The organism is Enterococcus raffinosus, assembly GCF_019175485.1.
Classification (GTDB): Bacteria; Bacillota; Bacilli; order Lactobacillales; family Enterococcaceae; genus Enterococcus_A; species Enterococcus_A raffinosus.
In genome coordinates this window covers 449,155-463,327 of record NZ_CP072889.1, presented here as the reverse complement: position 1 = coordinate 463,327, position 14,173 = coordinate 449,155, and the positions used below count along the sequence as shown (strand labels likewise).

At 44.0% G+C, this 14,173-nt stretch carries 11 protein-coding genes; all 11 read left to right on the top strand.

Going from position 1 to position 14,173, the window contains the following annotated elements:
• Nucleotides 1-3 precede the first annotated feature (3 nt).
• The 11 genes from J9537_RS16850 to licT all read left to right on the top strand — a co-directional run bounded on the left by J9537_RS16850 (nt 4) and on the right by licT (nt 13,931).
• Nucleotides 4-801 (top strand): ABC transporter ATP-binding protein, encoded by a 798-nt coding sequence (locus J9537_RS16850; RefSeq protein WP_028020097.1) that lies wholly within the window; start codon nt 4-6, stop codon nt 799-801.
• 25 nt (nt 802-826) lie between these two features.
• Nucleotides 827-1,489: an urea amidolyase associated protein UAAP2 gene (locus J9537_RS16845; RefSeq protein WP_028020098.1), complete on the top strand. Its 663-nt coding sequence runs from the start codon at nt 827-829 to the stop codon at nt 1,487-1,489.
• On the top strand, nt 1,486-2,199 hold the full coding sequence (locus tag J9537_RS16840; protein WP_070509643.1) for an urea amidolyase associated protein UAAP1: 714 nt from the start codon (nt 1,486-1,488) through the stop codon (nt 2,197-2,199). The genes J9537_RS16845 and J9537_RS16840 overlap by 4 nt, the downstream gene beginning before the upstream one ends.
• Before the next feature lie 4 nt (nt 2,200-2,203).
• Nucleotides 2,204-5,824, top strand: a complete 3,621-nt coding sequence (gene uca / locus J9537_RS16835; protein WP_070509645.1) for an urea carboxylase — start codon at nt 2,204-2,206, stop codon at nt 5,822-5,824.
• Nucleotides 5,825-5,827: 3 nt separating this feature from the next.
• On the top strand, nt 5,828-7,519 hold the full coding sequence (atzF, locus tag J9537_RS16830) for an allophanate hydrolase (protein ID WP_070509647.1): 1,692 nt from the start codon (nt 5,828-5,830) through the stop codon (nt 7,517-7,519).
• Between the two features lie 173 nt (nt 7,520-7,692).
• Nucleotides 7,693-8,676: a UDP-glucose 4-epimerase GalE gene (galE, locus tag J9537_RS16825; RefSeq protein WP_070509649.1), complete on the top strand. Its 984-nt coding sequence runs from the start codon at nt 7,693-7,695 to the stop codon at nt 8,674-8,676.
• A 222-nt stretch (nt 8,677-8,898) separates the two neighbouring features.
• Nucleotides 8,899-10,113 (top strand): ammonium transporter, encoded by a 1,215-nt coding sequence (locus J9537_RS16820; protein WP_070509651.1) that lies wholly within the window; start codon nt 8,899-8,901, stop codon nt 10,111-10,113.
• Nucleotides 10,114-10,128: 15 nt separating this feature from the next.
• On the top strand, nt 10,129-11,556 hold the full coding sequence (locus J9537_RS16815; RefSeq protein WP_070509653.1) for an amino acid permease: 1,428 nt from the start codon (nt 10,129-10,131) through the stop codon (nt 11,554-11,556).
• A gap of 21 nt (nt 11,557-11,577) precedes the next feature.
• Nucleotides 11,578-12,504, top strand: a complete 927-nt coding sequence (glsA, locus tag J9537_RS16810; protein ID WP_010744183.1) for a glutaminase A — start codon at nt 11,578-11,580, stop codon at nt 12,502-12,504.
• A gap of 82 nt (nt 12,505-12,586) precedes the next feature.
• Nucleotides 12,587-12,826: a hypothetical protein gene (locus tag J9537_RS16805; protein WP_070509655.1), complete on the top strand. Its 240-nt coding sequence runs from the start codon at nt 12,587-12,589 to the stop codon at nt 12,824-12,826.
• 271 nt (nt 12,827-13,097) lie between these two features.
• Nucleotides 13,098-13,931, top strand: coding sequence for a BglG family transcription antiterminator LicT (licT, locus tag J9537_RS16800; RefSeq protein ID WP_028020105.1), 834 nt, complete (start codon nt 13,098-13,100; stop codon nt 13,929-13,931).
• Nucleotides 13,932-14,173 lie beyond the last annotated feature (242 nt).

Here is a 14,173-nt window from a genome sequence, read left to right as displayed (position 1 = left end):
AAAATGGCAGTGATAACAGGAGAGCTTGGGTTGGAGGCAAAGGTCGCCAGCAGTAAAATTTCCTTTGAACAGGTGAACAAAATCTACACCTCAAAGAAAAATAAAGTAATGGCATTGCGGGACATTAACTTGGAGATTTTAGACAATGAATTTCTCTGTGTTGTAGGGCCTTCTGGCTGCGGCAAGTCGACATTGTTGAGGATTCTCGGCGGGTTAGAGGATATCACTTCAGGCAGTATCGTACTGAATGATCAAGAGCTGGTAGGTCCGGGAGCAGATCGAGGCATGGTCTTTCAAGGCTATTCATTATTTCCTTGGCTGACAGTAGAGGAAAATATCGCTTTTGGTTTGAAAATCAGTAAAAAGCCGAAAGCGCAAATTCAATCAATTGTGGATCGTTATATTGAGGTAATTGGTTTGGAAAAATTCCGAAACAGTTTGCCTAAGGAGCTTTCTGGCGGGATGAAGCAGCGAGTGGCTATTGCTCGGGCATTGGCGAATAGTCCGGAAATATTACTGATGGATGAACCCTTTGGTGCGTTAGATCCGGAAACGAAGAGCAACATGCAGCTGCTGATGCGGGAAATCTGGGAAGTGGAGCGTCCGACCATTTTATTCATCACTCATGACATTGAAGAGGCCGCCTTTTTAGGGCAGCGTGTCGTGATCATGAGTGCAGGTCCTGGAGAAATCAAACAATCGGTGCCCATCTATCTGCCATATAAAAGGAAGTTAACGTTGAAGGATGAGCCGACGTTTATAGAAACGAAGAAAAAAATCGATCAGATCATTCATACGTAGATACTTGTGAGTAGGAGGAAAACAAATGGAATTTACGCCAATAGTAAGCGATAAAAAGTCAGAAAATTCAGATTATAACAAGGAGATATTAGCCGGAGACGGCTGGATGAAGACCATTCATAAGGGCGATACACTACGAATCGTTGATCAAGCAGGGAATCAGGCGGCCGACACCTTATTTTTTCTAAAAAATGATCCGGCCGATCACTACAGTGCTTGTCTGACGATTCAGGAGCAAAAAAGTTTGTATCTAACAACGGGAACCGTATTAATGAGTGAGGCTGGGCAGGAGATGCTTAAGATAACTGCTGATACTTGTGGTCAGCATGACACTATTGGCGGTGCTTGCTCCTGTCAGAGCAATACCGTCCGCTACCAACGAGAAAAAGTCTCGATGCACGCTTGTCGCGATACCTTCATGCTGCAAATGAGTCAGTTTTTCGACCAGTATCGGTTTTCGAAAAGAGATCTAGCTCCGAACATCAATTTTTTTATGAATGTCCCGGTTAATCCAGAAGGTGAGCTAGATTTTAAGGATGGCGTTTCAGGGCCTGGATATTATGTGGAGTTGGAGGCGTTAGCTGATGTGATCGTATTGATCAGTAATTGCCCACAATTGAACAATCCCTGTAACGATTACAATCCGACCCCTATTGAAGTGCTGATTTGGAAAGGAGCAGACGCATGAAATTAGTCTATACAAAACGTTTATTGCCGGGAGAAAAGTGGTCTGAGTATTTAAGCGCGAATAAACTTATACGTTTGATAGCCAAAGCAGAGGATTGCAATGTAGTGATGAGTGCTTATCACGCAGAGCATCCCGAAGAAAAATACAATATGCCGGACTCTTTAAAAGCACAGCATACCTTCTTTTTAACCCAAGGGAATTTATTGATGAGTGATAATGGGAAGATGCTGTTGAGTATGGTGCATGATACATATGGCTGGCACGACACCGTGTGCGGGCATACTCTTTTGCGAAAAATCAACGATCAATATGGCCCTTCTGATTATCAAACAGAGCGAAATCAGCGTCACCGAGGCAGCTATGAGAATTTTTCGATTGAGCTTTTTCGACGCGGTTTGGATAAGCGAGATTTATCTTCGGTGGTCAACCTTTTCTCTAAAGTCACAGCGTCAAAGGGTGGAGAGCTGAGTTATCAACCAGAAAATACCTTCAATAAGGAAGTCGTTTTACGGACTGATGCGCCGGTTTTATTGATCTTATCTAATACGCCGCATCCTCTGAACCCAGCAAGAGAGTATCCAAAAGGAGAAATACAGCTAGAGTTTTATGAAGGAAAGCCGGCTGATTTACTCGATTCAGTTGTGACGAGCTGCGAGGAAAATACACGAGCGTTTGAAAACAATTTGGCAGAAAATCAACTAAAAGGGTGATGGGATGTTTAAAAAAGTATTGATTGCTAATCGTGGAACGATTGCTGTTCGCATTCTTCGAACATTAAAGAAAATGGGCATTACTTCAGTGGTTGTTTATGCTGAAGCAGATGAAAAGAGCCGACATGTCGAGCTGGCAGATGAAAGTTATCTACTGCAAGGAGAAACGGTCGATGAGACTTATTTAAATCAGGAACAATTATTAGCGATTGCGAAAAAAAGCGGGGCACAGGCTGTGATTCCCGGCTATGGTTTTCTTAGTGAAAATGCCGATTTTGTTGAAGCCTGTGCTAATAATGGTTTGATATTTATCGGTCCAGAGGTTCAGCATATAAGAGAGTTCGGCATGAAGCATCTGGCACGAGAATACGCGAACAAAGTGGGGATTCCCATGATTAATGGAACGGAATTGCTGAGTAAAAAGTATCAAGTAAAAAAAGAAGCAGAAAGAATCGGCTATCCTATCATGCTGAAAAGCACGGCTGGCGGAGGCGGAATTGGGATGAAGATCTGCCGCAATGAAGCGGAGATGCTGTCTTCCTTTGATTCAGTGGTGAATCAGGCGGAGGCGAATTTTGGTAATGGCGGAGTGTTTTTAGAAAAATATATTGAAAATGCTCGGCATATTGAGGTTCAGATTTTTGGGAATAAGGCGGGAGAGCTGATAATCATCGGTGAGCGGGACTGTTCATTGCAGCGTCGAAATCAAAAGGTGATCGAGGAATGTCCGGCCTTTGGTCTTACAGACGCTGTTCGTTCGGCGCTGCATCAAGCAGCAGAAACACTAGGAAAGTCTGTCGGCTATCGCAGTGTTGGAACGGTCGAGTTTCTCTATGATGTATCTACTGAAACGTTTTATTTCTTGGAGGTCAATACTCGTCTGCAAGTAGAACACGGGATTACCGAAGAAGTTTTTGGCATTGATTTAGTCGAATGGATGATTCTGGAAGCGGGTGGCGAGTGTCCTGATTTGGAGAAAAGAGTGTTGGTTCCACAAGGAGTCAGCTTCGAAGCACGGATTTACGCTGAGGATTTTTATCACGATTTTCGTCCCAGTGTTGGTCACATTGATGCTGTCGAATGGGGCGAGCATGCCCGAATTGAGACTTTCATTTCAGATCATTTAGAGATTAGTCCGTTTTATGATCCAATGCTGGCAAAGGTTATTACGAAAGGGAAGACGCGGCAAGCTGCTTTGGAGCGGTTGATTTCAAGCTTGAAGGAAACGCAAATTCAAGGCATTGAGACGAATCTTTTCTTCCTGCAGGAAGTATTGCAGAAACCACAGATAACCGCTGGCACAGTGACAACCAAAACGCTGGAGCAGCTGTCAATTGAAATTCCAGCGTTGGAAGTACTTGATGGTGGATTGAATAGTACACTACAGGATTATCCCGGGCGAGTCGGCTATTGGGGTGTTGGGGTACCGCCTTCTGGTTCGATGGATGCTTTATCTGGCCGAATTGCTAATAAAATCTTGAATAATTCGGAAGAGGCGCCGGTCATCGAGTTGACCCTTTCAGGCGGGAAGTGGTTATTTCGCGGCGAAATGGAATTTGCATTGGCTGGCGCCCATCTGACACCAACACTGGATGGTCAGCCAGTTCCTATGTATCAGGTGGTCACAGCAAAAGCTGGACAAGTCTTGAGTTTCGGCGAGTCGAAGACGGGTATGCGCTGCTATTTAGCGGTAAAAAACGGGTTCATTACCGCAAAAGTACTGGGAAGTGCTTCGTGCTTCACGTTGGGAAATTTTGGCGGGAAAAATGGTCGTTCGCTGCAGACTGGAGATGTATTGCATCCGTTATCTGTTGCAACCAGCAAAACGCCGCTAGTAAAAGAGCCTTTTGAGCTAACGAAAGAAGAGCAAGTCTGGCAGATTCATGTTACACCAGGCCCCCACTGCACGTCTGAGTTTCTTGCACCTGAGTTTTTACAGGAATTTTGCGAGGCTGAATGGGAGGTCCACTTCAACAGCTCACGTACGGGTGTCCGCTTGATTGGCCCTGCCCCGAAATGGACACGAGAGGATGGCGGAGAGGCAGGCTTGCATCCTTCGAATATTCATGATAACGCCTATGCGATTGGTACCATTGATTTCACTGGCGATATGCCAATTATTTTAGGGCCAGACGGTCCAAGCTTAGGCGGTTTTGTCTGTCCGGCGACAGTTATTTCCAGTGATTTATGGAAAATCGGTCAGTTAAAACCGGGGGATACGCTGCAATTTTGTTTGGTCGATATTGAGACGGCTAATTGCTTAAATAAGGAGCAAGAAGAGCTGATACTGCGTCCTTTAAGTGCCGCAACGCTCCAGACGCTTTACCGCAATAAAAAAACGAATCAAACGGCGATACTGGCCAAGCAGCCAGAGTATCCAATTTTTTATCAAGGAAAAAATACGGCGGGAATTGATTTGACCATCCGCTTATCTGGGGATCGGTATTTACTGCTGGAGTACGGTGAAATGGCTTTGGATTTTATTTTAAGAGTGCGCATTCACGCGTTGTATCGTCAGTTGAAGGAAAGTGCCTTGCCGATTGTTAACCTGACACCAGGGATTCGAAGCTTGCAAATTCAAGTTGATACGCAAAAACTTGAGTTGAAGACAGCGTTAGCGGAAATCATCAGGCTGGATGAGGAATTGGCGAATCTGGAAAATGCGGTCTTTCCTTCTCGAATTGTCAAGCTGCCGTTATCTTGGGAGGATCCTCAGGCAGTTAAAGCGATGGAACGTTATCAGGACAATGTTCGTAGCGATGCTCCGTGGTGCCCTGATAATATTGAGTTCATCCGCAGAATCAATGGGTTAAAAAGCCGGGCTGCTGTTCAGGAAACAATCCTGTCGGCTAAGTATATGGTATTAGGCTTGGGGGATGTTTATCTAGGTGCGCCAGTCGCTGTGCCAATCAATCCGATGCATCGCCTAGTGACCACGAAGTACAATCCCGCAAGAACGTGGACCCCTGAGAACGCTGTAGGAATTGGCGGAGCCTATCTGTGCGTCTATGGAATGGAGGGTCCCGGGGGCTATCAGCTGTTTGGTCGAACGATCCAAATGTGGAACCTGCAAAAGGAGACGCACTACTTTTCAAAAGAAAAGCCGTGGCTACTAGACTATTTTGATCAACTGCAGTTTTTCCTCGTCTCTCCTGAAGAGTTGCTGCAATACCGTAAAGATTTTCTCAATGGAAACTATGAGCTTGATATCGAGGAAACGGAATTTTCGATCAAAGAATACCAAGCGCAGCTAGCGGAGCACCGTTCAGAAATTACTCAGGTTAAAGAGCGGCAGCAAGCGGCCTTCGAAGCTGAAAGAGAGTCTTGGCGGGAAAAAGGCTTGGCTGAGTATACTCCGGAAACAGGGGATCAAGAGCCGGCAGTTGAAGCGGCGGTCCCTGAAAACAATGAAGTATTGAAATGCGCGATTCCCGGCAGTGTTTGGAAAATTTTGGTCGACAAAGGCGATTTCGTCAGAAGCGGCGAACCGATGATCGTAACAGAAAGTATGAAAACAGAGATTGCTTATCATGCTCCTTGTGACGGAAAAATATCTGAAATTTTAATTAAGCAAGGAGATATTTTACGCTCGGGAGAATCACTGGCGTACATTGAGGGGGTCTGAAGAATGCTGAAACAAACGATTCGTCAGCTGCAAAATTGCTATCAAGAGAAAAACATCACGGTAGAGGAAGTTGTCGATCAAGTACTCGCCTCAGCGAAGAAGCACGTACACTATAATTGCTGGATTTATCTACTGGAAAAAAAGGAGATCATGGCCTATGTAGATAAGCTTCCGTCTCCGGATTTTGAAGAAAAGCCATTGTGGGGTATTCCATTTGCGATTAAGGACAATATTGATTTGGCTCATGTACCGACGACTGCTGCCTGCCCGGAGTTTTCCTATCTACCTGAAAAATCAGCCAAGGTAGTGGCGCAGCTGATTCATGCAGGGGCGATTCCTATCGGAAAGACCAATATGGATCAATTCGCTACCGGTTTGGTGGGAACACGTTCTCCCTATGGTGCAACGAAAAATGCTCTTGATCCAGAGCTGATCAGCGGAGGCTCGAGTTCTGGTTCAGCGGTTGCGGTGGCGTTAGGGCAGGTATGTTTTGCGCTGGGAACAGATACTGCCGGTTCAGGAAGAGTCCCAGCGGCATTGAACAATATTATTGGCTATAAAGCCGCACCGGGATGCTACTCGACAGAAGGGGTGGTGCCGGCCTGCGAATCTCTTGATTGTGTTTCAATTTTTGCTCGCGGGATGGAGGATATTTGCCTGATTGATCAACAGTTAAACGCTAGAGCGACAGTAACATCTAATCAAAACCCGCAGCCTGAAACGCTTCTGTTGCCTGATGAAGTAGAATTCTTCGGTCCGTATGCTGCAATGTATGAAGCTGCTTGGCAAAAGACCGTAAAGTATTTCAGAGAATCAGCGCACGTCGAGACGATAGAAATGGCTCAGCTTCAGCAGGTGGCGCGTTCTCTTTATGAAGGGCCTTTTGTAGTTGAACGAGATGTCGCGATTGGCGAATTTGCGGATTTGCATAGTGATTCGATTGTGGCGCCATTAGCAACGATACTAAAGCAGGCAAGACAGGCGGATTATTCAGCAAAAGCACTTTTTGAAGCCCAGCATGTATGCAAACGAGTTGAACGCTCTCTAAAAAATAAACTAACGAACAGCCTGCTGGTATTGCCGACCTGCACCGGTACTTGGCGAATCGACCAAGTTCTCGCTGATCCTCTCTTTACCAATAGTCAGATGGGACTTTACACAAATCATTGCAATTTATTAGGATTGAGTGCTGTGGCGGTTCCTGCGCCAGTGGCTAGTGAAATGCCCTTTGGAATCACGCTATTTTCAATTCCAGAAGATGAACCTCTGCTGAGAAGTTTTGCGTCAGAGCTTGATTCAACCGAGGCGAGGACGGAGCTTGTAGTATGCGGTCTTCACATGAGAGGGTTTCCTCTTGAAAAGGAAATGCGTGCCCATGGAGCAGAGTTCGCCTATGAAACTAAGACTTCTTCTGATTATCTTTTATATGAGCTGCACACAGAACCCCGCAAGCCAGGCTTGTTTCGCAGTAATGAGTGTGGTCAACCGATCGACGTAGAGGTCTGGCGCATCCCTGATAAAAAGCTTAGTCAGTTTATTCAAACGATTCCTTACCCTTTAGCCATCGGAAAAGTAGTGCTGGAAAATGGCGTAGAAAAACTAGGGTTTGTCTGCCAAAAGTATTCCGCAGAAAAAAAGAAGAACATTACACATTACGGTTCATGGAGAAATTATCAAAAAGAACTTCAGGCCTGATTATAAAAGTAAGAAAACAATAGTTAAGGACTAGCGAATTCAGGTTAGTCCTTTTCTTTCTGCTAGGACGAAGCAAAATCAACGGACTTCCGATGAAAGTACGATATACTTTAAAAAATTTGCATAAATAAATGAATGACAATAATAATTGTAGAGATTTTAGGAGGGATCGTATGACGATATTGGTTGTAGGTGGCGCAGGATATATTGGTTCCAATGCTGTGGATGCATTGATTGCTCAAGGCTATGAGACTGTTGTAGTAGATAACTTGGTGACAGGATTTAGAGAAGCAGTGCATAAGGAGGCGCGCTTTTATAAAGGGGATATTCGGGATAAATCTTTCCTATGCTCTGTTTTTCAAAAGGAGGACATCGAAGCGGTCATGCATTTTGCCGCTTTATCACTAGGCAGAGAATCAATGGAGCAGCCGTTGGATTATTTTAGTAACAACGTAGGTGGAACTCAAGTGTTATTAGAGGTGATGGAAGAATTTTCAGTCAAAAATATCGTCTTTTCCTCCTCTGCAACTGTCTATGGGAATACGGAAAAGGTCCCGGTAAAGGAAACGAGCGCCTTAGCACCAATCAATCCTTATGGAGAAACCAAACGGATGATGGAAACGATGATGGACTGGCAAAGCAAGGCGAAGGGGTTGAGATTTATCGCCTTGCGCTATTTTAACGTTGCTGGAGCGAAAAAGAATGGGACTCTTGGAGAAGTTCGGCAGCGCCTTATTCCAATGATTTTGCAAAAGGCGTTGAAGGATGAGGCCATGCTGCTTTTCGGTGATGACTACGACACACCTGATGGGACGTGTATTAGAGATTTCATCCATGTTTTAGATTTGGTTGAGGCCCATATTTTGGCATTGAACTATTTGACTAACGGCGGGGAAAGCCAGATTCTTAATGTGGGCTCCGGCAAGGGCTGCTCTAATTTAGAGGTGGTTCAGGCGGCTAGAAAAGTTACGAAAAAACCGATCCCTATCAAAGTGAAGCCCCGTGTGAAAGGTGATTCGGCGATTTTAGTTGCATCTAACGACAAGATCGAGAGGCTTTTAAATTGGCATCCTGCTCAAAGCGAGATTGAAGAGATTCTTACCGATGCTTGGCGTTTCCAAGAGCGATATCCCTTTGGTTATCGAAATGATCGGTAATTTTTTTTGAGAGTCATTAATAAAAGCTCCGCATATATATGAATACTAAGATAGAAGCGTTGAAATTTGAACGCTTTCTTTTTTTGTCCTGAGTGACCTGCTAAAAAAAATCAAAATAGTTCCTCATTATTTATTTTTTTCGCAGCCAAACATAAAAAAATCAACAAAAAATCGGTCAAGAAGTTTTCTATACTCGTCTATGTAGAAAAGAGGTGATAAGCAATGACAAATTTCTCTATGAACACAGGAGACACGGCATTCATGATTCTGTGTACTGCGATGGTCTGCTTGATGACACCGGGCTTGGCCTTTTTTTATGGCGGCCTTGCACGAAAAAATAATATTTTAACGATCATGGCGCAATCCTTTTTATCTGTCGGAATCACTACGATCATGTGGGTGTTCGGCGGCTTCGGGCTTGCGTTTGGGCGTGACATTGGAGGCATTATTGGTAATCCGGCAGATTTCTTTTTAATGAGACATGTGACAAGTATGCCGGATCTGTTCCATGGCGCAACGATTCCGTTTTTGATGTTCTTTTTGTATCAATTGATGTTTATCGTGATCACCGTTCCTTTGATGACTGGCGCGTTTGCCGGCAGATTGAATCTAAAGGGGTACGTGTTGCTTGTGGTCTTTTGGAATCTATTGGTGTACTTTCCGGTCTGTCATTGGATCTGGGGCGGCGGCTTCTTACAGCAGATGGGCTTTAGAGATTTTGCCGGTGGCGCGGTTATTCATACGACAGCTGGTTTTGGGTCATTGGCTTGTATTTTGGTTTTAGGTCAACGAAGGATTTCGCTCGATGAGCGGCAGAAGCACAGTAATCTGATGGCGGCAGCGATTGGTACAGGCCTGCTTTGGTTCGGCTGGTTCGGCTTTAATTCTGGTGGTGCGCTGCGAGCAGATGTTCAAGCGGTCAATGCCTTTGGTTCGACCTTTATGGCGTTGGCTTTTGCGATGATTACTTGGTTGATTATGGCGAAAATTAAGGGACACGGCTTTGATTTCGTGGATGTACTAACAGGCTCGGTGGCGGGCTTAGCGACAATTACACCTTGTGCCGGTTATGTAGAGCCGAAAAGTGCTCTCTTAATTGGTATTATCGCCGGGATCGTTTGCCATGAGGCGGTGGACTATCGCAAGAAAAAGCAATGGGATGATGCGTTAGATGTTTGGGGCGTCCACGGAATGGGCGGCTTTACAGGCACGATTCTTATTGCCATCTTTGCTGCAAACAGCCATTTATTGTCAGATGGCAGCAGCTGGTTCTTGTTAGGGGTTCAGGTGGCTGGTGTAGTGAATGTGGCGATCTATGCTTTTTTATTAACCACAGCAATCTTAAAGACCAGTATGCATTTCACCACCATCACAACGACCAAAGAGGAACAGGAAGAGGGCTTGGATTTTACCTTCTTCGGAGAAAAAAACAAATAGAAAAGAGGAAGTTTCATGGAACAAAGCAAAACGAAGATTCCTGCGAAGAAATTGACGTTCTTTGGATTTTTAGCCATGACGATTTCAATGGTGGTTTCGCTGTATGAATATCCCACCTTTGCGACCTCAGGGTTTAGTTTAGTGTTTTTCCTATTATTAGGCGGATTATTGTGGTTCATTCCAGTGGCGCTGTGCGCGGCGGAAATGGCGACCGTGAAAGGCTGGGAGAAAGGCGGCGTGTATACGTGGGTCAGCCGTACATTAGGCAAACGCTTCGGATTTGCGGCCATCTTTTTTCAATGGTTTGAAATTACGGTGGGCTATTTAACTATGCTGTATTTTTTAACTGGGGCACTTTCTTATGCCACGGGGATTTCAGCGATTCAAAACAATAAATTTTTAAAATTAGCTATTTTACTGATCATTTTTTGGGCGATCTTAGTTTCACAATTAAAGGGGACAAAATATACCTCTTTGATTGCTCGAATCGGGTTCGTTGCGGGGATTTTACTTCCAGCGCTGGTCTTGTTCGGCTTGGGGATTCATTACGTCGCATCCGGTGCGCCTTTGCAAACGACACTGTCAATGAAAACCTTAATCCCGGATTTTTCTAAATTACCAACATTGGTTGTCTTTGTTTCCTTTATTTTGGCTTATATGGGGGTCGAAACTTCGGCTAGTCACGCCAATGAAATGGAAAATCCTAAAAAGAATTATCCTTTAGCGATGTTTGTCTTAGTCATTTTGGCAATCATTTTGGATACCTTTGGCGGTTTGACAGTTGCGACGACGGTTCCGCAACAGGGCTTGTCCTTGAATACTGGAGTCATCCAATCTCTTGAATTCTTATTGCGAAACATTGATCCGCATCTTGCTTGGATCGCGAAGATTTTAGCGCTTCTTGTTTGTTTAGGGGTTATTGGAGAAATTTCTTCTTGGGTCACTTCACCTTCAAAAGCCCTCCATGTAGCTGCTGAAGAAGGCTTGCTGCCTGATTATTTCGCAAAGGAAAATAGTCACGGAGTTCCAGCGCATTTAATGATCGCTAATGGGATCGTGGCGACAATTTGGGCAGCCGTCTTTACCTTAAGCGGCGGCGGGAACAACCTGTCCTTTCTTGCGGCGATGTCGTTGACCGTTGTGATCTACCTGATGCTGTATTTCATGTTCTTTGCCGGCTATTTGAAGCTGGTCTTTTCAAATGAAGGGCTTGAACGGGCTTATCAAGTACCTGGCGGAAAGGTTGTCAAAACGATTATCGCTTGTTTAGGACTGTTGACTTCACTTTTTGCCTTTTGTATTTCCTTTGTTCCGCCCGCAAGCATCGCGGCTGGACAGCATAGTATTTATGAAATGATTTTAATCGTTTCTTACCTGATCGTATTAGTTATTCCATTTGCGATTTACGCGTGCCGACACAAATTTCAACATGCGGAAAAATAAAAGAGGAAAGTTGGATTTAAAATGGACGAAGAAGAATTAACACAATTAATCAGTAAAAATTTTCACTATTATCAAACAGGAAAAGTCGCCGATTATATTCCGGCACTAGCAAAGGTCGATCCCAAACAGTTAGGGATGGCAATTTATGACTTGGCTGAAAAACACCTGATCACAGCAGGCGACGCCAATGTCCGTTTTGCCATCGAAAGTATGTCGAAGGTACCGGTTTTACTACTGGCGATCAACGATAACGGCACAGATAAAGTCTTCCAGACGATCAATACCGAACCGACCGGTTTTGCCTTTAATTCAATCATGAATATGGAAATTAACCACCGAAAGCATCCTATGAATCCCTTTGTCAACGCGGGGGCGATCGCGACGACTTCTTTGATCAGCGGGAAAACACCTGATGAAAAATTTGAACGTATTTTGGCCTTCATGAAGCTGATTTGTGATGATCCAGAGATTACCTTAAATGAGGAAATCTACCGCTCAGAATCAAAAACGGGGGATATCAACCGTTCATTGGCTTATTACATGAAGGGAAATCAAATGATTGAAGGGGAAGTCCCAGCGATCTTAGATACGTACTTTAAGCAATGCTCCGTGAACGTTACCGCAGCCGGCATCGCAAAATTGGCTGCCGTGTTGGCGAACAAGGGTGTCGCTCCTTGGAATGGTCAACGAATCGTTTCAGAAAAAAGCGCGACGATCGTCAAATCCATTATGACCACCGCCGGCTTATATGATGAATCAGGGGAATTCTCCGTTCATGTAGGGGTTCCAGCGAAAAGCGGAGTTGGCGGCGGATTAATGGCCGCAGTGCCTAATCGGTATGGAATGGGTGTTTTCAGCCCCGCCTTAGATGCTTTTGGTAATAGCGCAGCGGGGATTCAGCTATTGACCGATGTGATTCAAGAATTATCTGCCGATATTTTTGATTGATTCGAGAGTTCTAACTAGGAATGAGGCAGTATCAAGTGCTTCATTCTAGTTTTTATAATAAAAAAGTGAATAAGAGATCGATATGATGAAGATGATGGAAATAAAAATATTAAAAATTGGTGATGAAATTACCGCCCAGACAGTTGACGGGGCTTTAAAAACAGGAGCGGTGACAGCCTTTGGTCAGCATGTGGTCATTATTTCTTGCGGCGCATATCGCTATACCGTTAGAAAAAGCGAATTGAAGGCACAAGGCTATCGAATGCCGCCATATAAGAAACATGTTCACTTTGCAATGCAGCCGAACGTGAAGAGAGCTTGATAAAATAAGAAGAGCAGAGGGATGCCAAAAAGAACGCTTCCCTCTGCTTGTTTTTGGCAAGTAAGAGAACTGTGTAAAAAAATATTGACAGGACTCGGGAATTCATGATAACCTTTCCATAAGTTCTTGATGTTATTACTTCGGGTAAGCATGCGGGAATTGAAAATGAAAAATGTTGGATGTTATCACTTTATGTGAGCAGGACCTATTTACCGCACAATTGACGTGTATGTAAATGGGCTTTTTTTATGGCTAGCGAGGGAAATATTTTATGATCATAAAACGGGTATTAAATAATAATACGATTATTTCTTCAAACAGCAAGGGTGTCGACGTACTGCTGATGGGCAAGGGGATTGCCTTTGGGAAGAAAAAAGGGCAAGTCGTCGACATGGAACAGATTGAAAAGACATTTTTACTGAAGGATAAAGAAACGCAAAGTAAATTCACCGAGCTATTACTCAATGTACCAATGGAGCACATTTTAGTCTCTGAGAAGATCATCAATTTCGGGAAAATCAAATTAGGTAAGAATTTGAATGAAATTATCTATGTTAATTTGACCGATCATATCCATTCAGCGATTGATCGCTATAGAGAGGGTTTGATTTTGAAAAATCCACTACGTTGGGATATCGCACGCTTTTATCCTGACGAGTACGCGGTAGGCGAGAAGGCGATTGAAGTAGTCCGAAATGATTTAGGGGTGTCCTTCGAGATTGACGAGGCGGCCTTCATTGCGATCCATTTTGTTAATGCCGAGATGGACAAAACGTGGGAATTTGCCTACGAGATTGCGGAAATCACTAAGAAAATCGAGACGATTATCAAAGAGCATTATCGAACAGAATTCGATGAAAATTCGTTGGATTATTATCGTTTCATCACTCATGTGAAATTCTTTGCACAGCGTTTGCTGGCAGGAGACCATTATGATGATGAAGACGAGGAATTATTGAATACGTTGAAGCATAAATATGAAGGCGAATACGCCAGTGCGTTAGAGATTAAAGAGTATGTCCAAAAGGACTTTGAGTATGAATTAAGCTCGACTGAATTGCTCTACTTGACCGCACATATCAGACGTATCACCAAAAATTTGTAACTAGGATTGTTATCCCACCGGAGCATGACCTAGAGCTAGTCCAAGGACAGCTTTAGGTCTTTTTTTGCCAGTTCCACTATTCACAGTTTATTTAGAGAGAGATCAAATTAGTGACCTATAAAGAATAATTGAACAAGAAGTTTAGTGGAATGGTATGCGTGACGAAAAGTAGAATTATTTTTCAGGTTTTTAGAAAAATAATGACATTAGTAAGAGATAGCTGCCAGTTCCACTGTTCGCAG